Annotated in this window: 23 protein-coding genes and 1 riboswitch; of the genes, 13 read left to right on the top strand and 10 right to left on the bottom strand. The window is 67.2% G+C overall.

Annotated elements, in window-relative coordinates; translation table 11 throughout:
• The first annotated feature begins 55 nt into the window (after positions 1–55).
• The 5 genes from ACE3Q6_RS08565 to ACE3Q6_RS08585 all read left to right on the top strand — a co-directional run bounded on the left by ACE3Q6_RS08565 (position 56) and on the right by ACE3Q6_RS08585 (position 3872).
• Positions 56–361, top strand: a complete 306-nt coding sequence (locus ACE3Q6_RS08565; protein WP_374430967.1) for a hypothetical protein — start codon at positions 56–58, stop codon at positions 359–361.
• The gene (locus ACE3Q6_RS08570; RefSeq protein ID WP_374430969.1) at positions 358–966 is read left to right on the top strand and encodes a glutathione S-transferase; all 609 of its coding nucleotides are present in this window, start codon (positions 358–360) and stop codon (positions 964–966) included. The genes ACE3Q6_RS08565 and ACE3Q6_RS08570 overlap by 4 nt, the downstream gene beginning before the upstream one ends.
• A 181-nt stretch (positions 967–1147) precedes the next feature.
• Positions 1148–1720: a ubiquinol-cytochrome c reductase iron-sulfur subunit gene (gene petA / locus ACE3Q6_RS08575; RefSeq protein WP_374430971.1), complete on the top strand. Its 573-nt coding sequence runs from the start codon at positions 1148–1150 to the stop codon at positions 1718–1720.
• 11 nt (positions 1721–1731) lie between these two features.
• The gene (gene petB, locus ACE3Q6_RS08580) at positions 1732–3069 is read left to right on the top strand and encodes a cytochrome b (protein WP_374430974.1); all 1338 of its coding nucleotides are present in this window, start codon (positions 1732–1734) and stop codon (positions 3067–3069) included.
• Positions 3070–3080: 11 nt separating this feature from the next.
• Complete coding sequence (locus ACE3Q6_RS08585; RefSeq protein WP_374430977.1) at positions 3081–3872, top strand: cytochrome c1; 792 nt, start codon at positions 3081–3083, stop codon at positions 3870–3872.
• 48 nt (positions 3873–3920) lie between these two features.
• Here ACE3Q6_RS08585 and ACE3Q6_RS08590 read toward each other — a convergent pair whose 3' ends face one another.
• The 10 genes from ACE3Q6_RS08590 to ACE3Q6_RS08635 form a co-directional block, all read right to left on the bottom strand.
• Positions 3921–4619 carry an ATP-binding cassette domain-containing protein gene (locus ACE3Q6_RS08590; RefSeq protein ID WP_374430980.1) on the bottom strand — a complete coding sequence of 233 codons (699 nt, stop codon included), beginning with the start codon at positions 4617–4619 and terminating at the stop codon, positions 3921–3923.
• Positions 4606–6150, bottom strand: a complete 1545-nt coding sequence (locus tag ACE3Q6_RS08595) for a thiamine/thiamine pyrophosphate ABC transporter permease ThiP (RefSeq protein ID WP_374430982.1) — start codon at positions 6148–6150, stop codon at positions 4606–4608. Before ACE3Q6_RS08595 ends, ACE3Q6_RS08590 begins: the two co-directional genes overlap by 14 nt.
• Positions 6126–7109 carry a thiamine ABC transporter substrate binding subunit gene (thiB, locus tag ACE3Q6_RS08600; protein ID WP_374430984.1) on the bottom strand — a complete coding sequence of 328 codons (984 nt, stop codon included), beginning with the start codon at positions 7107–7109 and terminating at the stop codon, positions 6126–6128. Before thiB ends, ACE3Q6_RS08595 begins: the two co-directional genes overlap by 25 nt.
• A 35-nt stretch (positions 7110–7144) precedes the next feature.
• Positions 7145–7245: riboswitch (TPP riboswitch) on the bottom strand.
• 57 nt (positions 7246–7302) lie between these two features.
• Positions 7303–8013 (bottom strand): hypothetical protein, encoded by a 711-nt coding sequence (locus ACE3Q6_RS08605; protein ID WP_374430985.1) that lies wholly within the window; start codon positions 8011–8013, stop codon positions 7303–7305.
• 15 nt (positions 8014–8028) lie between these two features.
• On the bottom strand, positions 8029–8745 hold the full coding sequence (locus ACE3Q6_RS08610; protein ID WP_374430987.1) for a HupE/UreJ family protein: 717 nt from the start codon (positions 8743–8745) through the stop codon (positions 8029–8031).
• Between the two features lie 50 nt (positions 8746–8795).
• The gene (locus ACE3Q6_RS08615; RefSeq protein ID WP_374430989.1) at positions 8796–9134 is read right to left on the bottom strand and encodes a hypothetical protein; all 339 of its coding nucleotides are present in this window, start codon (positions 9132–9134) and stop codon (positions 8796–8798) included.
• A gap of 81 nt (positions 9135–9215) precedes the next feature.
• Entirely contained in the window at positions 9216–11006 is a 1791-nt protein-coding gene (locus tag ACE3Q6_RS08620; protein ID WP_374430991.1) for a glycosyltransferase family 2 protein, read from the bottom strand.
• Entirely contained in the window at positions 11003–11815 is an 813-nt protein-coding gene (locus tag ACE3Q6_RS08625) for a hypothetical protein (RefSeq protein WP_374430993.1), read from the bottom strand. The genes ACE3Q6_RS08620 and ACE3Q6_RS08625 overlap by 4 nt, the downstream gene beginning before the upstream one ends.
• An 18-nt stretch (positions 11816–11833) precedes the next feature.
• On the bottom strand, positions 11834–12763 hold the full coding sequence (locus tag ACE3Q6_RS08630; protein WP_374430995.1) for a glycosyltransferase family 2 protein: 930 nt from the start codon (positions 12761–12763) through the stop codon (positions 11834–11836).
• Between the two features lie 34 nt (positions 12764–12797).
• Positions 12798–13502 (bottom strand): helix-turn-helix transcriptional regulator, encoded by a 705-nt coding sequence (locus ACE3Q6_RS08635; RefSeq protein WP_374430997.1) that lies wholly within the window; start codon positions 13500–13502, stop codon positions 12798–12800.
• Positions 13503–13572: 70 nt separating this feature from the next.
• Here ACE3Q6_RS08635 and ACE3Q6_RS08640 point away from each other — a divergent pair, with 70 nt between their 5' ends.
• The 8 genes from ACE3Q6_RS08640 to ACE3Q6_RS08675 all read left to right on the top strand — a co-directional run bounded on the left by ACE3Q6_RS08640 (position 13573) and on the right by ACE3Q6_RS08675 (position 23561).
• The gene (locus ACE3Q6_RS08640) at positions 13573–14196 is read left to right on the top strand and encodes a glutathione S-transferase family protein (RefSeq protein ID WP_374430999.1); all 624 of its coding nucleotides are present in this window, start codon (positions 13573–13575) and stop codon (positions 14194–14196) included.
• Positions 14197–14407: 211 nt separating this feature from the next.
• Positions 14408–15076, top strand: a complete 669-nt coding sequence (locus ACE3Q6_RS08645) for a response regulator transcription factor (protein ID WP_374431001.1) — start codon at positions 14408–14410, stop codon at positions 15074–15076.
• 285 nt (positions 15077–15361) lie between these two features.
• On the top strand, positions 15362–16681 hold the full coding sequence (locus ACE3Q6_RS08650) for a nucleotide sugar dehydrogenase (protein ID WP_374431004.1): 1320 nt from the start codon (positions 15362–15364) through the stop codon (positions 16679–16681).
• Positions 16681–18156 (top strand): glycosyltransferase, encoded by a 1476-nt coding sequence (locus ACE3Q6_RS08655; protein WP_374431082.1) that lies wholly within the window; start codon positions 16681–16683, stop codon positions 18154–18156. Before ACE3Q6_RS08650 ends, ACE3Q6_RS08655 begins: the two co-directional genes overlap by 1 nt.
• Positions 18157–18180: 24 nt before the next feature.
• Positions 18181–19269 carry a hypothetical protein gene (locus ACE3Q6_RS08660; protein ID WP_374431006.1) on the top strand — a complete coding sequence of 363 codons (1089 nt, stop codon included), beginning with the start codon at positions 18181–18183 and terminating at the stop codon, positions 19267–19269.
• Positions 19266–20702, top strand: a complete 1437-nt coding sequence (locus ACE3Q6_RS08665) for a mannose-1-phosphate guanylyltransferase/mannose-6-phosphate isomerase (RefSeq protein ID WP_374431008.1) — start codon at positions 19266–19268, stop codon at positions 20700–20702. The genes ACE3Q6_RS08660 and ACE3Q6_RS08665 overlap by 4 nt, the downstream gene beginning before the upstream one ends.
• Complete coding sequence (locus ACE3Q6_RS08670) at positions 20702–22129, top strand: right-handed parallel beta-helix repeat-containing protein (RefSeq protein WP_374431010.1); 1428 nt, start codon at positions 20702–20704, stop codon at positions 22127–22129. The genes ACE3Q6_RS08665 and ACE3Q6_RS08670 overlap by 1 nt, the downstream gene beginning before the upstream one ends.
• Before the next feature lie 4 nt (positions 22130–22133).
• Positions 22134–23561, top strand: a complete 1428-nt coding sequence (locus ACE3Q6_RS08675) for an MBOAT family protein (RefSeq protein WP_374431012.1) — start codon at positions 22134–22136, stop codon at positions 23559–23561.
• Positions 23562–23570 lie beyond the last annotated feature (9 nt).

A 23570-nucleotide genomic window follows, 5' to 3' on the forward strand; every position in this document is an offset into this window, starting at 1 on the left:
GGTTTACAGGCTGCCCCCTCCCGCCCTACAGTTTGCTTCCAGACCGGAGGTTGACATGCCCCTGCCCCTCGCGCCCCTGATCCCGCTCGCCGTCCGCCTCGGCCTGGTCGCCTCGACGACCTGGGCCGTCACCCGCTGGGTCCGCTCGGCCAGCCATCCGGGTCGGACCGACCAGCGGGCCGAGGATGCCCTGGACGAGTTGGGCGAGGGCCTGTCAGTCCATAAGCCCGCCGACCGTGCCGAGGACCGTCAGACCAACGCGACCGCCCGGGTCCGCCGGGTCATCCGCTTCCGGGGCCGGACCTGGGAAGTGGATGCCGGCCTGATGGCCCGCCTCCGCCTGCGGGAGCGGTCGGAGTGAAGCTCTACCACGCCCCAGCCTCGCCCTTCGTCCGCAAGGTCATGGTCCTCCTCCACGAGGCCAACGCCACCGACCGCGTGACCCTGGTGCCCGCCGCCGGCCATCCGCTCGACCCCGGCACCATGCCCGTCGACCGCAACCCGCTGGGCAAGATCCCGGCGCTGGAGCGGCCCGGTGGGCCGACGCTCTATGACAGCAGGGTCATCACCCGCTACCTCGATGACCTGCTCGCGGCCCGGCTCTACCCGGCCGCCCCGCGCCTTTGGGACACCCTGACCATCGAGGCGACGGGCGACGGCATGGCCGAATCCGCCGTCCTGATGCGGTACGAGGTCTCGGTCCGGCCCGAACCGTCGCGGTCGGCCGCCTGGGTCGAGGCGCAGTGGGCCAAGATCGACCGCGCGCTCTCCGCACTCGAGGACCGGTGGATGAGCCATCTCGCCGGTCCGGTAGACATGGGCCACATCGCGGTTGGCTGTGCGCTGGGCTACATCGATTTCCGCCACGCCGAACGGGACTGGCGCGCCGCCCATCCCGCGCTGGCCGCCTGGTTCGCCACCTTCGATGCCCGTCCGGCGATGCAGGCAACGGCGCCGGCGGCCTGATCCGCCGTCAAAGGCGCCACACGGGACAGTCTGCCGCAGAGAAATGCGACGATCCCGCCCTATGTGCGCTGGACGAGGGGTCAAGCCTTGGCTAAACACGCGCCCGGCGGGGCATGGGAATTCCATTGCCCCTCAAGTCATATGGGTCGGCATCCACCGATCTGAAAGGGGAGAAGATCTCGTGTCCCACGCAGACGATCACGCAGGCACCGGCGAAGGCACTCGGCGGGATTTCCTGTACTACGCAACGGCGGGTGCCGGGGTGGTTGCCACCGGCGCCGCAGTCTGGCCGCTGGTCAACCAGATGAACCCGTCCGCCGACACCCGGGCGCTCGCCTCGATCCTGGTCGATGTCTCGGCGGTCGAGGTCGGCACGCAGCTCACGGTGAAGTGGCGCGGCAAGCCGGTGTTCATCCGTCGCCGCAGCCCCGAGGAGATCGAGGCCGCCCGCGCGACCGCGCTGACCGACCTGGTCGACGCGAACTCCGAAAACGCGAACAAGCCGGACACCGACGCCTCGGACGCGAACCGTACCCTGGACGAAGCCGGCGAATGGCTGGTGATGATGGGCGTCTGCACCCACCTCGGCTGCGTCCCGCTGGGCGACGGCGCGGGTGAGTTCGGCGGCTGGTTCTGCCCCTGCCACGGCTCGCACTACGACACCGCCGGCCGCATCCGCAAAGGGCCCGCGCCGCGCAACCTGCCGGTGCCGGTGGCGGCCTTCTTCGACGAAACCACGATCAAGCTTGGGTAAGGACCAGACACATGGCCGGAATTCCCCACGACCATTACGAGCCCAAGACCGCCGGTGAGCGCTGGCTGCACAAGCGCCTGCCCATCGCGGGGCTCCTTTACGACACCATCATGATCCCCACGCCCAAGAACCTGAACTGGATGTGGATCTGGGGCATCGTCCTGACCTTCTGCCTTGCGCTGCAGATCGTCACCGGGATCATCCTTGCGATGCATTACACGCCGCATGTCGACAAGGCCTTCGCCTCGGTCGAGCATATCATGCGCAACGTGAATGGCGGCTACTTCATCCGCTACCTGCACCAGAACGGCGCCTCGCTGTTCTTCTTCGCCGTCTACCTGCACATCTTCCGCGGCCTCTACTACGGCAGCTACAAGGCCCCGCGCGAGGTGACCTGGATCATCGGGATGATCATCTTCCTACTGATGATGGGCACCGCCTTCATGGGCTACGTCCTGCCCTGGGGCCAGATGTCCTTCTGGGGCGCCACGGTCATCACCGGCCTCTTCGGCGCGATCCCGGGCATCGGCGAATCGATCCAGACCTGGCTGCTCGGCGGCCCGGCCGTCGACAACGCCACGCTGAACCGCTTCTTCTCGCTGCACTACCTCCTCCCGTTCGTGATCGCCGGGCTGGTCGCCGTGCACATCTGGGCCTTCCACACCACCGGCAACAACAACCCCACCGGGGTCGAGGTGCGCCGCGGGTCGAAGGAAGAGGCCGAGCGTGACACGCTGCCCTTCTGGCCCTACTTCGTGATCAAGGACCTGTTCGCCCTGGCCGTCGTCCTGCTGGTGTTCTTCGCCGTGGTCGGCTTCATGCCGAACTACCTGGGCCACCCGGACAACTACATCGAGGCGAACCCGCTGGCGACGCCCGCGCATATCGTGCCGGAATGGTACTTCCTGCCGTTCTACGCGATCCTGCGCGCCTTCACCGCTGACGTCTGGGTCGTGATCGCGGCCGAATGGCTGACCTTCGGCATCGTCGACGCCAAGTTCTTCGGCGTGCTGGCGATGTTCGGTGCGATCGCGGTCATGGCGCTGGCGCCGTGGCTGGACACCTCCTCGGTGCGCTCGGGCCGCTATCGTCCGATGTTCAAGTGGTGGTTCGCGCTTCTCGTCATCGACTTCGTCGTCCTGATGTGGGCAGGCGCCATGCCGGCCGAGGAACCCTATGCCACGATCTCGCTGATCGCTTCGGCCTACTGGTTCGCCTACTTTCTGGTGATCCTGCCGCTTCTGGGCGTGATCGAGAAGCCGCTGGCCCAGCCCGCGACCATCGAGGAAGACTTCAACGCCCATTATGCCCCGAACGTCGGCGGCACCAAGACCGTCCCGGCCGAGTGAGAGGAACTGAAATGATCCGCAAAATCGCACTCATCGCCGCTTCGGCTCTGTGCCTGTCCACCGGCGGCGCGCTTGCCGCCGGGGAAGGCGGGCATGTCGAGGACGTGACCTTCGCCCATGAAGGCCCGTTCGGGAAGTTCGACCAGTTCCAGCTTCAGCGCGGCCTGCAGGTCTACACCGAGGTCTGCGCCGGCTGCCACGGGCTGAAATACGTGCCCCTGCGCACCCTGTCCGACGAGGGCGGCCCTGGTATCCCCGAGGACCAAGTCCGCGCCTATGCCTCGCAGTTCACCGTGACCGACAAGGACACCGGTGAGGACCGCGAGGGCCTGCCCACGGACAACTTCCCGGCCGTGGTCGGCACCGGCGCGCCGGACCTGTCCTTGATGGCCAAGGCCCGCGCGGGCTTCCACGGCCCCTACGGCACCGGCATGAACCAGCTCTTCCGCGGGATGGGCGGGCCGGAATACATCCACGCCATCCTGGTCGGCTACACCGGCGAGGAGAAGGAAGAGTTCGGGACTGTGTTCTACGAAAACACCGCTTTCTCGACCGGCTGGATTGCCATGCCGCCTCCGCTGTCGGACGACCTGGTGACCTATGCCGACGGTACGGCCGCGACGGTGGACCAGATGTCGATGGACGTGGCCTCGTTCCTCTACTGGGCCGCCGAGCCGAAGCTGATGGACCGCAAGAACGCGGGCTTCGTCAGCGTGCTGTTCCTGGCGCTTCTGGCGACGCTGCTCTACCTGACCAACAAGCGGCTCTGGGCCGGGGTCAAGGGCAAGAAGGCGCACGCCTGATCCGTCCGACAAGACCATATGGAAAGCCCCGCCCTCGTGCGGGGCTTTTCATTTTCGGCCAAGGTAGTCCCGCACTTCCGCAGGCGGATCGGCCAGCAACGCCTGTGCGTCCGCGGGTGGTTTGACGATGCCGTCCGCCACGAAGGCAAGCTGCCCGCCAAGCGCCAGCGCATCCTGGGGGTCATGGGTGACCATGAGCACAAGCGCCCCGGTCTCGCCCGCGACGCTGCGCACCAGGTCCAGCATGTCCTGGCGCAGGGCCGGGCCGAGGGCGGCAAAGGGTTCGTCCAGAAGCAGGATGGGCCGGGCCCGCAGCAGCGCCCGCGCCAGCGCCGCGCGGCTGGCCTGACCCCCCGACAACTGGGCCGGGCGGCGCGGGCCAAGCCCCTCCAGCCCGACCTTGCGCAGGGCGTCCTCTACCTGCGCAGCCTGGGCCCCGGACAGGCGCAGGTCCGGCCGCAGGCCAAGGCCAAGGTTCTGCGTGATCGACAGGTGCGGGAACAGGTTCTGGTCCTGGAACAGGATGGTTATCGGCCGATCGCCCGGAGGGATGCCGGACAGTTCCTTGCCGTCCCACAGCACGCGCCCTTGGGTCGGAGGCAGGAAGCCCGCGACTATCGACAGCAGAGTCGACTTGCCCGCGCCCGACGGCCCCATGATGGCGATCCGGCTGCCTGGGGCGGCGGACCAGTCGGCGAACAGGCGAAAGCCCGGTTGCACATAGGTCAGGCGGTCAAGCTGCAGCACGGCGGCCTCCGGCGTCGAGGGCCCAGAACAGGGCGAAAGAGAGGGCGATCAGGATCAACGCCGCCGCGGCGGCGGCCTCCATTCGGTAGGCACCGGTCAGCTGGCTGACGACAAGGGGCAGGGTCGCCTGCCGTTCCCCGGCGAAAAGCGCGATGGCGCCAAGGTCGCCCATCGACAGCGCCGCCGCGATCCCGGCTCCGAACCCCAGGGGCCGTGCCAGCCGCGGCAGGGCCAGCCAGCGCAGCCACGCCCAGCCCTGCAGGCCCAGGCTGTCGGCCAGGCGACCGTAATCGGCCTGAAGCGCTCGGGCTTCGGGCAGGAGGATGCGGTAAAGGTAGGGCAACGACAGGGCCACATTGACCAGGACCGTGACCGGCAGGGCCAGCGTCATCGGCGGGGCAATGGGCTGGATCAGAAGGAAGTGCCCGGTCCCCAGGACAAGGCCCGAGGTGGCGAGCGGAAGGGTGGCGGCGGTCTCGACCAGCGGCCCCGGGCGTCGCGCGGCGTGAAGCGCCAGCGTCAGCGCCGCCGTCACGGCAATCAGCGACGAGCAGAGCGCGACCAGCACCGACCGCCCCGCGGCTGGCAGGACCGAGGCGGGCAGATCCGCAAGTCCGGGCACCCCGCGCAGGACCACCGCGCAGAGGGGCAGCGCCAGGAACAGGGTGGCAAGTGTCAGCGCCAGAACATCACTCCCGCGCCGCCAGCCGTCCGGTGCGTCCAGCTCAAGGCGCCGGTCCAGTCCTGCACCAAAGCCTGCGGGCCGGGCCAGCCCCCAGGCCGCCAGCGCCGCGACAGCCCCGACCGCCAGTTGCACCCCGGCAAGGCCGGCCGCGCGCGACAGGTCGAACTCGAAACGGACGGCCTGGTAGATCGCGAGTTCGATCGTGGTGGCCGACGGCCCCCCGCCCAGGGTCAGGACCACGGCAAAGCTGGTCAGGCAGATCACCAGGATCACCAGCGCGATCCCTGGCAAGAGGTCGCGCAGCATGGGCCATTCCAGGTGGCGGAAGGTCTCCCATGGCCCAAAGCCCAGGGATTGCGCCAGCCGGATCCGCTCGGCGGGAAGGGCGAGCCAGCCCTGCAGGATCATCCGGGTGGCCAGCGGCAGGTTCAGGAAGACATGCGCCAGGACGACGCCGTGCAGGCCGTAGATCGACACGGATGGCAGACCGATTGCCGTTAAGCCGGTGTTGAGAAGGCCGGACCGGCCGAAGACGGCCAGCAGGCCAAGCACGGCGACGACGGCTGGCAACAGGAAGGGCGCGCCCATCAGGGTGATGAGAAGGCCACGCCCCGGGAACTGGCGTCGGGCCAGCGCGCGGGCGACGGGGATGCCAAGGAGCGTGGAAAAGAGCGCAGACAGAAGGGCTTGCGTGACGGAAAAGCGGACCGCCGCCCAGTCCGCCGGCCCAAGCGAGACCCCCGCCCCCCGCCAGCCGACGGCCAGCAAAGGGGCAAGCACCAGCGCCAGCAGCAGAACCGCCAGCGCCGGTGCGGCCAGGTTCAGCGGGCGAGCGCCGCTTGCCATTCGGCCAGGGCCGCGTCACGGGCGGCCTGCGCCTCTTCGGGCGAGAGGAGCAGCGACTTCGCCGGGCGGAACGTGTCGAAGCCCTCGGGCAGGCCCGCTGCCGGAGTGACCGCCGGATACATCCAGTTCGTCTGCGGAATCACCGACTGGAAGGCGTCCGTCAGCATGAAGTCGAGGAACTTGTCCGCAAGCTCCGGCTGGTCCGTTGCCGCCAGCTTCCCCGCCACCTCGATCTGCATGTAGTGGCCTTCGTCGAACAGCGCCGCCGCCTTGCTGTCATCGCTTTCCGCCAGAAGGTGATAGGCCGGGCTGGTGGTGTAGGACAGGACCATGTCCGCCTCGCCCTCCAGGAACAGGCCATAGGCCTCGGACCAGCCGGGGGTGACGGTGACGATGTTGTCGGCCAGCCCCTTCCAGAGCTCGGCGGCCTTGTCGCCATGGGCGGCTTTCACCCACATCAGAAGTCCCAGGCCGGGGGTCGAGGAACGGGGGTCCTGGATCACGATCTTCAGGTCCGACGCCGCCAGCGCCTCGAAGCTTTTGGGCGCGTCAGGGACCTTGGCCTTGTCATGGACGAAGGCGAACCAGCCCCAATCGAAGGGCAGGAAGTTGGGATCCGCGAACTCCACCGGCAGGTTCAGCGTGGGAGTCTTGCCGTGCGGCGCGAACAGCCCCGTGGCCGTCGCCGCCGCGGTGAGGCTGGTGTCGAGGCCGAGGACCACATCCGCTTCAGACGCAGCACCCTCCAGCTGGACACGCGCCAGAAGGGCCGCGCCGTCGCCCGCCGGGACGAATTGCAGGTCGCAGGCGCAGGTGGCCTCGAAAGCCTTTTCCACCGCCGGGCCGGGACCCCATTCCGAGGTGAAGCTGTCGTAGGTCAGCACTTGCAGCACAGGGGTTTCGGCCAGCGCCGGGGTGGCGATGGCAAGAAGGCCCGCAGCAAGGAGGTGTCTTTGCATGTCTTTCTCCATGTTGCGACGGAACGGTCGGGGATGGAGAACCCATGCACCTTCCCTCCGCCGGTATGATCCGGTTCAGGTTCGACGGGTTCGCTTTCGCATCTCAGCCTGTCGCCAGGCACCCCGAGGTAGGGCTGAACATAGGCAAATGCGCCCAAGGCGCAAGGGGCGATCTGCCCCCCGCGCCGGTCCCTCAGGGTGCGCGAAGCTCCTGATAGGCACCCCCGGTGCGAAGGGTGACGGTGACCTCTCCTTCGCTGCGGTTGCGCCAGAACCAGCCGTGGTTGCCCGTGAAGGCGGCGGTCAGTTCTCCGGCCATTTCGGGCACGGCGCGGCCCTGTTCATAGCTGATCTTCTGCCCGCCCCCGTCGCCGTGCAGGTCAAAGTTCACCACCCCGCCGTTCGCCGTCCAGGCAAAGCGGGCGGTCTGGCCAGCCTCCATCGCCAGCTTCACCTCAATCCCCTCTCCCGGGGCCAAGGTGTAGCTCACCTCATCGCGCCACTCTGCCGAGGCGGTCTCAGGGGCAGGGGCTTCGGTCGCTGGCACGGGCGCGACCGCCGGGGTCTGGGCCGCCGAAGTCAGAAGGGCCAGTTGGGCCTCGATCCGGTCCAGCCGGGCAATCAGCTCTGGCGCGACCGGCGGTGGGAGGGCAGCCGCCGCCTGGGCATCCGCCTCGGCCTCGGCGGCAAGCTGCGCTTTGATCTCGCCCATCTCGGTCAGGCCGGTCAGGCGACCCATCCCCGTCGGATCGATCCCGTATTCGGCGGGCAGCCAGAAGAGGACAAGGATCGCCCCCGCCGAGGCCGCCGCAAGCAGGGTGGACCGGATCAGGCCACCGGGAGTGGCCGGGACGGACTGCAGGGCGCGAGGTTCGGCCCGCAGGGGTTGGAACTGGTTGGTCATCGGTCAGCCCTCCTTTCAGGCGACGAAATAGCCGGTGATCTGCAGGCCCATCAGGGCAAAGCCGGCCACCATCATCAGGACATTCGCGGCATAGGCCTGCCGCGCGAAGGCCGGGCGCGCGCGCCACTGCCGCATCGCCAGAAGGATCAGCGCCAGAGCCATCAGCTGGCCGATCTCGACGCCCAGGTTGAAGGCGATCAGGTTGCCGAGAAGGCCGTCCGGAGAGATCTCATAGTCCTGGATCTTGGTGGCAAGGCCGAAGCCGTGCAGAAGGCCGAAGATCAGCGTCGCGGCCTTGGTGTCGGGCTGGACGCCGAACCACAGGCGGAACGCGCCGAGGTTGTCCAAGGCCTTGTAGACCACCGAAAAGGCGATGATCGCGTCGATGATGTAGGCGTTGACCGAAACCTGCCACCAGACGCCCGCGATCATCGTGACCGAATGGCCGACGGCGAAGAGGCTGACATAGGTGGCGATGTCGCGACCCCGATACAGGAAGAAGATCACTCCGGCGAGGAACAGCAGGTGGTCGTAGCCCGTCACCATGTGCTTGGCGCCGAGGTAGAGGAAGGCGAAAGGGCGGAAGCCGGTCACTTCCTGCACATAGCCCGCATCGCCTTCGGTGACGTTGTGGGCCAGGGCCGCCCCGGCGAAAAGGAGGCTGGCCAGGGCGGCAAACGCGGCCTGCCAGGGCAAGGGTGGACGCAGTCGCGTCCGGTATCTTGGTGTCATTCTGGATGTCCCGATTGATGGTCCGTGGATCGCCCTTTTGGGGCGGCGGCTCAGATCATCATCGGGCGGGGCGGTCGTCTTGGGCCGTCGGGGGGTGTGCCGTTCCGCAATCCTGGACTGGGTTGAACCAATCGGCCCGGTTGGGGATAGGTGGTGGCCCCGTCGCCGGTCAGAAGCGCGACGCTGACATGGTCATGGTCGCCCGAGTCATGCGGTTGTCCGCCGTGGTCATGGTCGTGGCCCGGCCCGTGGCTGTGGTGGTCCGCTTCTGCGGCCAGCGCGCCCGGTCCGTGGTGGGCGGCCTCGACGGCAGGGGCGATGGCCAGCGCAAGCACCAAGGCCAGGCAAAACGCCCGCACCAGTCCGACCTTGGCCACGATCCGCTGCATCCCTGCCCCTCGGGGACGGTTTCCCCTGTTCCTTTGGCCGCAGAGGTAGGGACGACGGCCCGGCAGGACAAGCGCCCCCGCCTATTCCCGGCGGAAATAGACCGTGCCGTTCGGTTCGCCGTTCGTGTCCTCGCTGAAACCAAGGGCCGCGAGCGCGGGGGCGAGCCTGTTGCGGGCGGCGGTCACCTCGGAGGGGTCGAGGAAGGGCACCAGCACGCGGCGGACCCCCGCCAGGGCTCCTTCGGGCAAGGCGTCGGGGGGAAGGAGCGGGCCGGAGATGCGCAGGACGTCAGGCCGGGCGGCGGCGAGGAGCGTATGGAGTCCGGACCAGATGCCCTCGGGGTTGAGGGTGGCCTGCGACCAGGCAATCCCTGTGGGGTCGGGGAAGTTCAGCGCGACGACGCGGCGGGAGAAGGTCAAGAGCGAGGGCCGTTCCTCATGGATCGTCACCTGCAGGTCGGGGTTCGCGACCTTGGCGCGGAGGGCCACGAAGCCGATGCCGCAGTCGAGGTCGAGAAGCCGGGTGCAATCGCCAAGGAAGCCCGTGATGTTCCGCGCGTGCCGCCGGTCGAATTTGCCGGACTTCAGCACTTCCAGAGTCGCGGCGGTGAAGACTCGGGGGTCCAGAGGGACCTTGATGCCCTGGTTCTCCACCAGTTCCAGCGGGATGTCGGCGCTCAGGTCGGCCGAGCCGGAGACGTAAGGAGAGGCAAAGGGCGAGCCCCATCCGGGCGGGGGCGGGGTGCGGCGTTCCTCCTTGGGCTGGGCGTTGCGGCGCTGTTCCAGCTTGGTCTGGACGGCCTTGACCGCTTCGGGGTCGCGGGCCTTGGGCGGCTTGGCGACGACCTGGCTGATCGGCACGTTCGAGGCCGCCACGAGGTTCGCCACATAGGCCTGATAGTCGGGCGACTGCTGGTATTCGGCCAGCCGCGCCTCGGCCCTTGCATGGGCGGCTTCGTGCAGGTGGCGGACTTCGTCGTCCTGCAGAAGCTGGGCCATGATCTCGGCGCGGCGGTCGCGGTGGCGCAGGATGCGGGTGTCCTCGACCTCGTTCCGGTCCTGCAGCGACCAGTAGTCGGCGTTGTACTTGTCCTTCTTCAGGTTCGCGTTGCCGCGGAACTTGCGCAGGCTGTAGGCGTCCATCGACTTGATGGCGTAGTGGTTGATCTGGCCCCAGTCATAGCCGACCGTGCGGCGGATCGACCGCCAGCCGCGGAACTTGAACCATTCCTCCAGCGGGCGGCCCGAGCCGTTCACCCAGAGCACGCTTTCGGGATAGTCGGTGTCCTTGTGCTGCGACTTGATGATCGGCCGGTGCATCCCCAGCCGCAGGTATTTCGGGTCGTAGCGTAGCATGGTCTTGGTGCCCCAGCCCTTGTTCCAGAACTCGGGTGCGGCGCGGGTGAACTGGTCGGTGATCGGTTGGCGAGACCAGTCACGGATGCCCGCAGAGCCGAAGATCCGCCAGGTGAAGACGATCGCCTGGGCATCCATCGCGTTCAGGTCGGCGACCAGCCCGTCCAAGGTGCCCGAAGGGTGATTGATGCAGAGGAATTCATCGGCGTCGAGGACGAGCAGCCAGTCGGACTCGATGATCAGGGGCTCATCGCCCGCGCTTTTCAGCATCGAGGGGTGGGGCTTCATCCCCTCGGGGATCAGGTTGTCGCGGTGGTGGACGCCGATGTCCATTGCCTCGAGCCGCTTGAGAAGCGCGTCAGTGCCGTCGGCGCAGTCGTTGGTGTAGACCATCAGGTCGGTGAAGCCCAAGGCCAGGTGATGGGCGACCCATTCGACCACGAAGGGTCCTTCGTCCTTCATGGTGGACAGCGCCACCAGCGAGCCATGCGGGCTGGTCCGGCGGGAAAGAGTCATTCTTCCAGGGCGGCGGTGGGGTCGATCTCCAGCTTCTCGCACATGCGGGCGATATAGCTGCCTTTCAGCGGCGGGTTCTTGCGCCACCAGGGGCGGGCGGCGTTGGTGTAGATGTGGACTGAGAGGGTCGCGTCGGTGAAATGGCCCTCGACGTTGGAATGCGGGTCGTAGAAGACGTCGTTCAGCTGGAAGGGCACGGGGTACAGCGTGTCGGCGGTCATCGCCTTGTCGATGTCGCCGGTCACCCCGGCAAAGTGGGTGAAGGCCTGCGGGCCGAAGGCGGTGCGTTCGGTCTGGTAGATGCGGACGGCCTTGGGCAGCGTGCGGTCAAGCTTGTCCATCTTGCGCTTCTGCTTGTTGCCCCACCAGGCCGGGTAGTCCGGCAGGTTGTCGTAATAGTCGAGCAGGCTTTCGATCAGCCGGCCCGTGCGGGGCATGGCGACGACGCCGCAGTTCAGCGCCCCCCGCATACCGTGGCCGGCATAGATGTGTTCCTGGCCTTCGGGGAAGGGGCGGTAGCAGTAGGCGTCGCAGTCGATCCAGATTGCCCCGGTCTTGGCGATCATCTTGTAGCGGAAGACGTTCGACAGGAACGAGGCCGAAGTCTCGGCCACGATGGCGCGGTCGATGTCCATGATCTCGGACGCGGGGCGGACCTCGACCCCCTTCGGCACGTTGCGGACCTGGTCGGTGCAGTAGAGCGTGACGGGGTGGCCCATGACCAGGTGCGACTTCAGGCACAGCTGGTTGATGTAGTGCAGGCTTTCGCCAATCCAGAGCGAGGCGACGGGGCGGCGGTTCAGGTCCATTGGGCGTCCTTGTTGCGGTCAGAAGACCGAAGCGAAGCGGTCGGGAAGGCGGAAAAGCGACTTCGTGCGCCCGCCGCCGAAGAAGGTGATCTTGCCGTCATGCAGGTGCTGCTGTTCGTCGATCATGCGCTTGCGGAATTCGGGCAGCTCGGCGTCCTCGCGAACGGCCACGCCCTTCGATAGCGCAAGGAAGGTTTCCAGATCCTTGCCCCAGGCCTTGCCCACCTCATCGGGGTTGCGGTCGCCGGCCATGATCGCCCGCATGTCCTTGCGGCCGGCAAGGCGTTCCGTGACCATGTCGAAGTCGAAGAAGCGCAGGTGGACCAGGTAGAGATGCGGGTCGAGCACGCGGGGCTGGTGGCCGTTCGCGTGGCCGCCCACGGTGAACCCGGTCTCCTTCCGCAGGACGCAGGGTTTCGCGTAATTCGCATTGGCCCGGAACACCCGACGCCGCGACAGGATCGGCTTGTCGTCCTCCAGGGGTTCGGGCTCCTCCTCGGGATTGTGGACAAGCTCGATCCCGAAGGGGCAAAGCGAGGCCGGAACCCGCTTGCCCGTATAGCGCCCCAGGTATGTCACCAGGTCGGGCGCGACGGCAGGGTCGACGATCACCACCTCGTCCACGTCGCTGACGATGAACCAGTTGTAATAGCGCAGCATTCCCGCCGAGAACTGCGAATTCACGCTCCACCGCCGCCGCTCCATCCGCCACATCGTGGGATCACGCGGCAGGCGGATGACGTTGGCGCCTTCGCAGATCCGGTCGTGTTCGGGGTCGCCGCCGTGGGACAGGATGTACAGGTGCTCGCGTCCGAACTGCCGGCCGTAATAGTCGACCCAGCGCCGCAGGAAGTAATAGTCCTTGTAGACCATCGTCATGGCCCCAGCCGGCTTCTTGGTCGGATCAAGCGTGGCGGGGGCGTCGGACATCACGGATACCTGGAACATGCGCGGGGACGCTATCACGCGGCTTTGCGGGCATTCAAGCGCGGGTGGGACGGCTGCCCTCGCGGCGCAACTGGTCGATGAAGGCCCGCAACAGGGGCACGCGACGCGGGCGAAAGCTTTCCGGCGTCGGGGTCACCCGGTCCATCTGGTGCACCTTGAAACGGCGGAAATCCTGGCGCAGGCAGCAGAAGGCAAGGCACTGAACCTCGCGGTCGAGGAAGACGGTTCCCAGGGGCCAGATCCTCCGCTCGGTCACCTGGCCCGAGATGTCGCGGTAAGCAATGTCGAGCGCCCGTTCCTCCCAGGCGGCTTCGCGCAGGGTCTGCATGTGGGGCGGCAGGGGCGCGCGGCGGTCGAAGCGGTAGGTCTGGGTGACGGCGTGGATCGCCTGGCGCTGCACGCGGTCGGGCAGGGTGGCGATGATCTTGGCCTGTGCCTGGGCCGCGGCCTTCGCCAGCGCCGGGTCACCCGCCATCGTCACCTCGGCAAGACCCAGGACCAGCGCCTCGACCTCGAGCCGGGTGAACATCTGCGGCGGCAGGGCGGGGTCCTCGGTCAGGGTGTAGCCCGTCCCGGCCTCGCCGTCGATCAAGGCGCCGGCTGCCCTAAGGGCCTGGATGTCGCGGTAGAGCGTGCGTTCGGACACGCCCGTCTCTTGCGCCAATCGGGCGGCGGTGACCGGCTGCGGCAGCATCCGGAAGGCGGTGAGCAGGCGGAACAGGCGGTCGGACTTGGGCATGTCATCCTGACAGGTTCTGGCAGGAGGCCAAGGCTATTCTGATCCCATCAGAGAAGCAAAGGAGAAAGACATGCTGACCCTGTTCCATTCCCCCGAAAGCCGCTCGGTCGCGATTCTGTCGCTGATCGAGGAGATGGGCATCCAGGACTGGATCGACATCCGCACGGTGACGATCCCGCGCATGGACGGCTCGGGCGGGCGCGATCCGTCGAACCCGCACCCCGAAGGAAAGGTCCCCGCGCTGGTGCATGACGGGCAGGTCATCACCGAACGGGCCGCGATCATCCTGCACCTGACGAGCCTCTTCCCCGACGCCGGTCTTGCGCCCCGGGTGGGCACACCGGACTGGGGCACCTTCGCCATGTGGATGGCCTGGTATCAGGGCGTACTGGAGCCGACCTTCATCATGGAGGGCGCGGGCGTCTCGCATCCCTGGCTCACCGCCGCGATGCGGGATCACAAGACCGCCGCCGACCGGCTGCGCGCGGCGCTGAAAGAGGGTCCGTGGATCATGGGCAACGACTTCAGCGCGGCGGACATCCTGCTGCACGGGCCCTACGCCTGGTTCCCGGAGGGGACGCCGGATGACCCGCTGATCCGCGACTGGGTCGACCGTTGCAAGGCCCGACCCGCCAGCGTGAAGGTCCGCGCCGAGGACGCGCGGCGCATGGAGGCGCTGCGTCAGGCGGCCTGATCCGAAGGGCAGATCGGCGGTCCTCCGGACTGCCGATCTGCCCCGCTCCGACGGCGGCGGAAATCCGCCTTCGGCGCGTCCCACGCAGCAAGGCTGTGCAACCTGAAAGGGAACAATCCCGACCGCGCGGCGTTGACTTGCCGGAAGTGGGACTAGGGAACCGGGACGTGGGACGCTTGGCTGTAACAGGCTCTTGCGCGGGATGGCAGCGATGAGCGCGCCTGACCGTCTGAGCATTGCGATCATCGACGCCAATCCGCTGCTGGCGGATGGGATCGCGGCCCTTTTGACAAGGGATGCGAGTTTCTACGCGCGTACCGTGTTCCTGAATTCCCTCGCAGACTCATCCGCGCAGGACGAGTTCGATGTGCTCATCATCGACCCTGCCCAGATGCAGGAAACCCCAGCCCAGCTTGTGCAGATCCTTCGTGGCCGTGGCCGGGCGCTGGTGGCCTATTGCAGCTCGCTGTCAGACCGCATGGCGCAGACCTGCATCCAGGCCGGCTTCCGGGGTGTCCTGCCCAAGACCGTGTCCTTTGATGTGCTGAAGGTCGCTCTCGCCTCGACGGCGAAGGGCGGAATTTTCATCGATGCAGCCTTTGCGGCGGCGATCGTGCCCGGACTGGGCACCGAAGACCCGCCCAAACAAGCCTCGACCCAAGAGGTTCGCCTCTCCGAGCGCGAGCTCTTCGTGTTGAAATCGGTCGCCCATGGCAAGTCGATGAAGGAGATCGGCCGCGAGCTGGATCTCTCGTCTAAGACCGTGGAGACCTACAAGGCCCGGGGCAGCAGCAAGCTGAACCTTTCAGGGCGTCGGCAGATCGTGGAATTCGCGATCTCCCAGGGTTGGGTCGAGGGGACCCGTCTCACCGCCGGCTGAGATATCTGCCGGACTTCATCGCGCTTTTCAAACCGCCGGACGGGGCGGGCAAGCTCTTTCGCACCTGCAGAAACTCCTGACAGGAAAAACCTTACACCCGCGGTTTAAGCCTGTCAGATAACCCGGCCCTGTAAGGGATTTCCCCGACAAAATCCCCTCTGAAATGGGTCATTTGCCTGACTTTTCCCATCCCTGAACCCGCGCCTACCCTGTTGTCGGGATGCTGCACTGCAGGAATGCGGTGCGGGGGAATACGGCCTTGGGCCGGGGAAAAGGAATGACGGAATGACACGACTTGCAGTGTTTGGAATCGGCTATGTCGGGGTTGTCTCGGCTGCCTGCCTGGCCCGGGACGGCCATCAGGTGGTCGCGGTCGACGTCGACCCGGCCAAGGTGGCGGCGATCAACGAGGGGCGCTCTCCGATCGTTGAAAAGGGCCTGCCCGACCTTATCGCCCATGTGGTCGCCGAGGGGCGCCTGACCGCCACGACCGACGCCCGCGCGGCAGTGCACGGGTCGGACGCCTCGTTCGTCTGCGTGGGCACGCCCAGTGCTTCGGACCATTCGATCGGGCTTGATTACGTGAAGTCCGTCTGCCGCGAGATCGGTCGCGCCCTGGCGGACCATCCGGGGTATCACTCGGTCATCATGCGCTCGACCATCGTCCCCGGGACAATGGAGCGCGTGTGCATCCCGCTGCTGGAGGAGGTTTCGGGAAAGCGGGCCGGGATCGACTTCGGGGTGGGCTACTACCCCGAGTTCCTGCGGGAAAGCACGGCGATCCAGGATTACGGCGATCCGGGCCTGATCGTCTTCGGGGCGCTGGACGAAAAGACCGGCGCGCTGCTGACCCAGCTGAACCGCGATCTGCCCTGCGACATCAACCTGGTCGACCTGCCGACGGCCGAGATGGTCAAGTACACCTCGAACGCCTGGCGGGCGGTCAAGGTCAGCTTCGCCAACGAGATCGGGAACATTGCCAAGGCGGCTGGGTTGGATGGCCAGCGGGTCATGTCGATCCTGTGTTCGGATCACAAGGTTTCCATGAGCCCCTATTTCCTGCGCCCTGGCTTTGCCTTCGGCGGTTCCTGCCTGCCCAAGGACGTCCGCGCGCTGCGGGCCTTCGCGGCCGAACGTCAGGTCGCCTCGCCGCTTCTGGACGCCGTCCTGGTGGCCAACGCCGCGCAGATCGCCCGGGCCGAGGAGATGATCCACGCCTCGGGCAAGACGCGGGTCGGGATGGTCGGCATCAGCTTCAAGCCGGGCACCGACGACCTGCGCGAAAGCCCGCTGGCCGAGCTGGCAAGCCGGCTGATCGGACGGGGCATGGAACTGTCGGTCTACGATCCTTTCGTGCATGAGGCCTTCGCCAGCGATGCGACGGCCGTGGGCCGGGGGCTGGAGCAGGACATCGCCCTGGGCAGCCGCCTGGTCGGCTCGATCGACGAGCTGATCGACGGATCGGACATCGTCCTGGTCGGCAACCGCTATGACGAGGCGATCCCTCGCCTGCAGGCCGCGCTGGGCAACCGCCCAATGGTGGACCTGACCCGGATCAAACCGGGCCAGCGGTCCGAGGGCAGCTACGAGGGGATCTGCTGGTGATGACCCGCCCGGCGCTGATCCTTGGTCACCTGCTTTACCTGGCGGTGGTGGCACTTCTGGTGCTGAGCATTCCGCCGGGTGCGCTGGGCCATGTCTCTGACGGGCTGATCGTCGTCGGCGTCGTCGGGACCTGGCGCTATGGCTGGGCGCTGGTCAACTACCTGCGCGCGGTCTTCTACCAGCGCTTGGCCTATCCCCGGCTGAAGGCGCGGGCCCTTGCGGCCCATGCGGCCAGCCCGGTCTATGGCCACGCCTATTTCCTGGTCACGAGTTACAAGATCGACACCGATACCACCCGGCGCGTCTACCATGCGCTGTTCCGGGCGGCGGCGGCGGCAAAGGGCGGGGCGACGATCGTCGCCTCGGTCGTCGACACCTCTGACCTTCGGCTGATCCAGGGCATCCGCGCCCAGATGGATGTGCCGATGGACGGGGTGGAACTGGTCGTGGACCAGATCCCCGGCACGGGAAAGCGCGACGCTCTGGCACGGTCCCTGCGGCTGATCGGCCGCCGGGCCCCGTCGCAGCGGGACATCCTGCTTCTGGTCGACGGCGACAGCTGCGTGCCCGAGGACATCGTTGCGGCCTCGGCACCGTTCTTCACCGACCCGAGCGTCGGCGCGCTGACGACGGACGAGGCGGTCGAGATCAAGCCCAGCCTCTTTGCCGACTGGTTCGCCCTGCGCTTCACCCAGCGGCAGATGATGATGTGCTCGATGGGCCTGTCGGGACGCGTCCTGACTCTGACCGGCCGCATGTCGGTCTTCCGCGCCAGTCTGGCCACCCAGCCCGAGTTCATCCGGCTGGTCCAGCATGACCACATCGACCACTGGCGGCTTGGCCGCGTCGACTTCCTGACCGGGGACGACAAGTCGACCTGGTTCTGGCTCCTGCAGCGTGGCTACCGGATGCTCTACCTGCCGGACGTCACCTCGCTGTCGATGGAGACGCAGCCGAAGCCCGGTTTTGTCGATAGCGCCGTCACGCTGATGATCCGCTGGTTCGGCAACATGCTGCGGACCAACGGACGCGCGCTTGCGCTGGGCCCCCGGCGGATCGGGCTCTTCACCTGGTGGTCCATCCTCGACCAGAAGTTGGGCATCTGGACCACGCTCGCCGGCCCCATCTCGGTCGCGCTGGCCGTGCTGTTCGTCGAGCCGCTGGTCCTGCCGGCCTATATCGCCTGGGTCATGGCCACCCGCTATGTCTTCTGCTGGGTGCTGGCGACGGTCAGGGGGCGCGGCTTCCCGATCACCTATCCGATGCTTCTCTACTTCGGACAGATCGTCGGCGCGGCGGTGAAAAGCTACGTGCTGTTCCGCCTCGACCGGCAGCGCTGGACCCGCCAATCCACCGCCCTTGCCGCCAGCCCCGCCATTGGCGAACGGCTGCGCGCCATCGGCTCCACCTACGTCCACATCCTTGCCCTCGGCTGGCTGACCTTCGGGATCATGCTGCTGTCCGGGCTTGTCTGAACATTGTCTGGAAAGGACCGACCCTTGGACCAAGCGATCACCTCCACGACCCGCCAAAGTCCGGCAGCCCTCACCTGGGGCGGGCCTGCCGACCATCCCATGCTGGATATCCCCTTCCACGTCGAGATCGACGGCAGGCAATACAAGGGCCGGTCAATCTCGCTCGTTCGGGCCGAGATCAGCGGCCTGATGGACCCGCACATGCAGGGCATCGAGCGCCTCGCCTGGGTGGTCTTCCGCTTCCAGGGCTATACCGTCGGCCTGTCGATCGAGGTGCGGCTGGAAGACGTCGACCCGGCGAAGGGGATGGCCGCTCTGGCCTTCCTGGAGCCGACGGGTGATCACCTGCCGCAGCTGCGGCACCTGCTGAACTCTCATATCTCGGGCGATCTGGTCACGCTGGGCAATGTGCTGACCGTGCGACCGGCGGCCGGTGCGAAGCCAAAGGGCGGCGCGGCCCCGGCACGGCGGATCCGCAAGTTCGGCGGGACGCTTCTGCTTCTGGCGCTGACGGCCCTGCTTCTGGGCCTGGTCGCCAGCAAGGTCTTCCAGCGCGTCTTCACCTACCGCCTGATGACCCCCGCCGTCGTGGGCCTCGACGGCCGGACGCTGGCAGCGACGGCCACCGGGCAGATCGATTTCCTCGATCCCGAGGCCAAGGCGGGAGACGTCGCCTTCGCGATCAGGTCCAACACCGGGCAGGCCCTGTCGGTCGTGATGCCCTGCGATTGCCGGGTCGAGGTGCTGGGCGTCGAAGCGGGTTCCACCGTCTTCGCGGGCGACCCGGTTCTGCGCATCTCGGACCCTGACGCGGCGCTGGTCCTGACGGGAACCGCGCTGCCGGAAGAGACGTTGGAGCTTGCCCAGGCGGGGTCCGTGGACCTGCGTTTTGCCGATGGCCGCGAGGTGTCGGCGCAGCTTGCCGGGCTTGGCTCGGCTGCCCCGGGCGAACCTGTGCCGTTCCGTATCGTTCCCGACCAGCCGCTGGCCGAAGATCTGGCCGGGCAGTTGGCCCAAGTGACCCTGCGCCGCCCGGTTCCGGACCTTCTCCGGCCCGTCACCGGCTTTGCCCAACCCCTTACCAACACCGCAGAAAAGGCAGACGCGCCATGACCCAACCCATCATTCCCGTGGTTCTATGCGGTGGCATGGGCTCGCGCCTTTGGCCGATGAGCCGGATCGACCAGCCCAAGCAGTTCCAGCCGACGCAGGGCAAGGGCAGCCTGACCTATTTCCAGGCGACGCTGCAGCGCCATCGCGGACCGGATTTCGCGGCGCCCATCGTGGTGACCAACGCCAACCAGGCGGCGCTGGTGCACCGGCAGCTGGACGACCTGCAGCTGCAAGGCCAGGTGATTGGCGAGCCGGTCGGACGCAACACCGGACCTGCGGTCCTGGCCGCAGCGCTTTCGGCCCATCGGCAGGACCCCGATGCGGTCATCCTGGTCCTGCCCTCGGACCACATGATCAAGGGCAACATCAACCGGATCATCCGCTCGATGCTGCCGGCGGCCCAGGATGGGCGGATCGTCAGCTTCGGCGTGGTGCCGACCTATCCCGAGACGGGCTATGGCTACATCACCGATGGCGGGGCGATGGACGACTATGCCGGTCTGCACCGCGTGGCCCAGTTCGTCGAAAAGCCTGGCCATGACCATGCGCAGCGGCTGATCGAGGCGGGCGGGGCCTTCTGGGCCTCGGGCATCAGCATGATGCGCGCTGCGACGCTGATCGAGGAGTTCCACCGCCTGGACCCGGTCACCCATGCAGCCGTCACCGCGGCGTTGAACCGGGCCGAGTTCCGAACGCTGGGGATCGTCCTTGAAGAGGAAAGCTTCCGCATGGCGGCGAACGAGCCGACCGAGCGGCAGGTCTTTGAACGCACTCCCGTGATTTCACTGGCACCGCTGCACGGGGTCCAGTGGGACGACGTGGGGGCCTGGAATGCCGTCTACCAGATCGCCGATCGCGACGACGACGGCAACGTCCTCCACGGCGACGTGATCGCGATGAACACGAAGAACTCGCTGGTCCAAAGCGAAACGCGCCTGGTGGCGGTCATCGGGATGCAGGACACGGTCGTCATCGACACGCCCGACGCCGTCCTAGTGACCAAGCGGGCCCATTCGCAGGACGTGAAGCAGCTGGTCGACAAGCTCAAGGCCAACAAGCGCCGCGAGGTGCGCACCCACACGATGCGCGAGATGCCGTGGGGTCGGATCGAGACTGTGGCGACCGACATGGGCAACGACATGGCGATCATGACCGTGCAGAAGCGGGCCTCGCTGCAGGTCAACGGGACGGGGGTGGGTCCCAGCCTTCTGACGGTCCTCTCGGGCGAGGGGCGCTGCATGATCGACGGGCGCGAGGTCACGGTGCGGCGCGGGCAGACTGTCTCGATCGACCCGGACGAGGCGCTGCCGCTGTCGAACGCGACCGATGGCGAGCTGAAGCTTGTCCACCTGGTGTTCCGGGGCGGTGCGGACCTCCGCAACCTCGGGCAGTCGATGCTTCTGTCGCCGGACCGGCTTCCGGAGGCGATCTGATGCGGCTCTGGCCGTCCCTGATCCTTGCAACCGCGCTGGCTGGTCCTGTCCTGGGCCAGCCGGACACGATCCTGCACGGCGCCATCGGGCGCGAGTTGCAGGCGGATGCGGATGGCGAAGTGCTGTCCGTTCTGGCCGCCCGTCTGGCCGGGGACGTCCAGATGCCGGAAGTGCCGAAAGCCACGCCGGTGACGGCGGGGCCGATGAAGGTGATCGAGGGAGATGTCCAGGCCGCTCTGACCCAGCTGTCCATCCTGGCAGGGGGCAACGGTCACCTGTCGCTGCAACTGGCGCAGGCAAGCTCGAAGGACGTGCTCTACCTTCTCTCTGGCACGGCCACCCTGCCCGATCTGGAAGCGGCCGGATACCTGCACCGTGCCGCCAACGGCTGGCGGCTTTCGCGACCCTTCGTGTTGTGGCCAGGCTCGGCCCTGGTCCTGTCCGAAGGCGAGCTTCTGGAACTGGACACCGCAGCCGGGGCCTTCATCCTAAGCTTCGGGGATGTGCGCGTGGCCGGTGCCACCCTTCGCGGCGATGCCGGGAACAACGCCCGCGTTCCCTCCTTCCGGCCCTTCCTTCTGGTGACCGGCCAGGGCAGCTTCCACGCGGAAGGGTCCACCTTCGCCGCCCTGGGGTTTGACGGTCCCGTGGCCTTCCGGGGCGTGTCGGTCCTGACCGGCGGTCTCATGAAACCTGAAAGCCCGCCCGTCGTGGCGCGAAGCCGTTTTCAGGACGTCTACAGCCTGTCCTTCGAGGGCGCCGACGGCATGGTCCTGGCCCGCAACCGGTTTTCGGGCGCAGGGGCGGCGGCGGTGTCGGTGAAGGACGGTCGCGACATCGTGCTGGCTGGCAACCGGATCACCCGGACGGCCAGCGGGGCCGGCATCCGCTTGTCCGGCGCGCTTGAGGACGTGGTGATCGCCGCGAACGTGATTGTCGGCGGGGGACGCAACGGCCTTCAGATCGACGGCAAGACGCTCCGCCTTGGCCTGCGGGCCAATGTCATCCTGGACAATGCCGGGACCGGCATCTCGCTTGGCCCCGCGACCTGCGTCGCCGTTCAGGGCAACGTCATCGCGCGCAACGGCACCGCAGGCCTCCGGCTGTCCCGGACCGGCGCGGCGCGGGTGGCCCAGAACGCTGTCCTGGACAACGGCTCGGCCGGCATCGAGGTCGAGGCGCAGTCGGGCCTTGGCCCGGTCCTTCTGTCGGACAACGTGCTCAGCGGCAATCGCGAGGGCCTGCGCGCGGCGGGCCTGGGTGAAGTGCGCCTGGACGGCAACGATCTTGCCCGGCAGACCCCGCGCCAGTTCGCAGGCGACTTCTCGCCCTGGCTTGGCTTCTACCTCAGCGCCGGGGATGCCTTCGTCATTCCGGCGGCCACAAGCGCCGCCCCCGCAGCTTCCGACCCCTGTCAGCCGGAGTAAGCCGATGGTCTTTTCCTCGGAAGTCTTTCTGTTCCTGTTCCTGCCGCTGTTCCTGGCGCTCTACTACCTTACGCCGTTCCGCTACCGCTCGGCGCTGATCCTGGCGGGGTCCTGGACCTTTTACGGCTGGTGGCGGGTCGATTTCCTCGGCCTGCTGATCCTGACGACGCTGTGGACCTACGTCTTCGGGCGGATCATCGGCGCAAACCTTGGCACACGGCGGGCGACCTGGGCCTGCGCCATCGGTACCGCAGGCTGCCTGGCCGTTCTGGGAGTGTTCAAGTACCTGAACTTCTTCATCGACAGTTTCGCGGCGCTGCTTGGGACCGATGCGGCGGGGCTTGGCATCCACTGGCACCTGATCCTGCCGATCGGCGTATCCTTCTACGTCTTCCAGTCGATCAGCTATCTGGTGGACGTCTACCGCCGCGATGCAAGTCCCACGGCCAATTTCTTCGATTTCGCGGCCTTCATCTCGCTTTTCCCGCAGCTCGTCGCCGGGCCGATCCTGCGCTTCAAGGACCTGGAGGACCAGTTCCGCGACCGCACCCACACGCCCGACAAGTTCGCCGACGGCATGGCGCGCTTCACGGTGGGCTTGGGCAAGAAGGTCCTGATCGCCGACAGCCTTGCGCCGCTGGCCGACCTTGCCTTCACCACGCCTGACCCGACTGCACCGCTGGCCTGGGTCGGGGCGCTTGCCTACATGATGCAGCTTTACTTCGACTTCTCCGGCTACAGCGACATGGCCATCGGCCTTGGCTTGATGATGGGCTTCCGCTTCATGGAGAACTTCGACACGCCCTACATCTCGGGCTCGATCACCGAGTTCTGGCGGCGCTGGCACATCAGCCTGTCGGTCTGGCTGCGCGACTACCTGTACATCCCGCTGGGCGGAAACCGGATCAGCGATGGGAGGACCTACGTCAACCTGATGACCGTGATGGTGCTGGGCGGTCTGTGGCACGGGGCCAACTGGACCTTCGTCCTCTGGGGGTTCTGGCATGGCGGCTGGCTGGCGCTGGAACGGTGGACCGGCATGGCCCGCGCGCCGAAGACGATCGTGGCGGTGCTGCGCACGCTTCTGGTCGTGCTGATCGGCTGGGTGGCCTTCCGCGCCACGGGGATCGGGTCCGCGATGGACTTCTATGCCGGAATGCTGGGGCTGAACGGCTGGGCGCTGCCCTTCGACATCGCGGTGCAGATCACCCGGGAAAGCCTTGCGGTGCTGATGCTGGCGATCTTCCTCGCCGCGTCGGAGCCCTTCCTCAACGACTGGTTCGGCCAGCGCTACCACGCCGCCAAGCCGGACGGGCGGCTGGCGCTGTCCGGGACCGTCCTTCCGGCACTTGCCACCACGCTGATCTTCTCTCTGGCCGTCATGCGGCTGGCCGAGCAGAGCTTCTCTCCCTTCCTGTATTTCCAGTTCTAGGAGCTGCCC

The organism is Tabrizicola sp. (genome assembly GCF_041913445.1).
In the GTDB taxonomy this organism is placed as follows: Bacteria; Pseudomonadota; Alphaproteobacteria; order Rhodobacterales; family Rhodobacteraceae; genus Tabrizicola.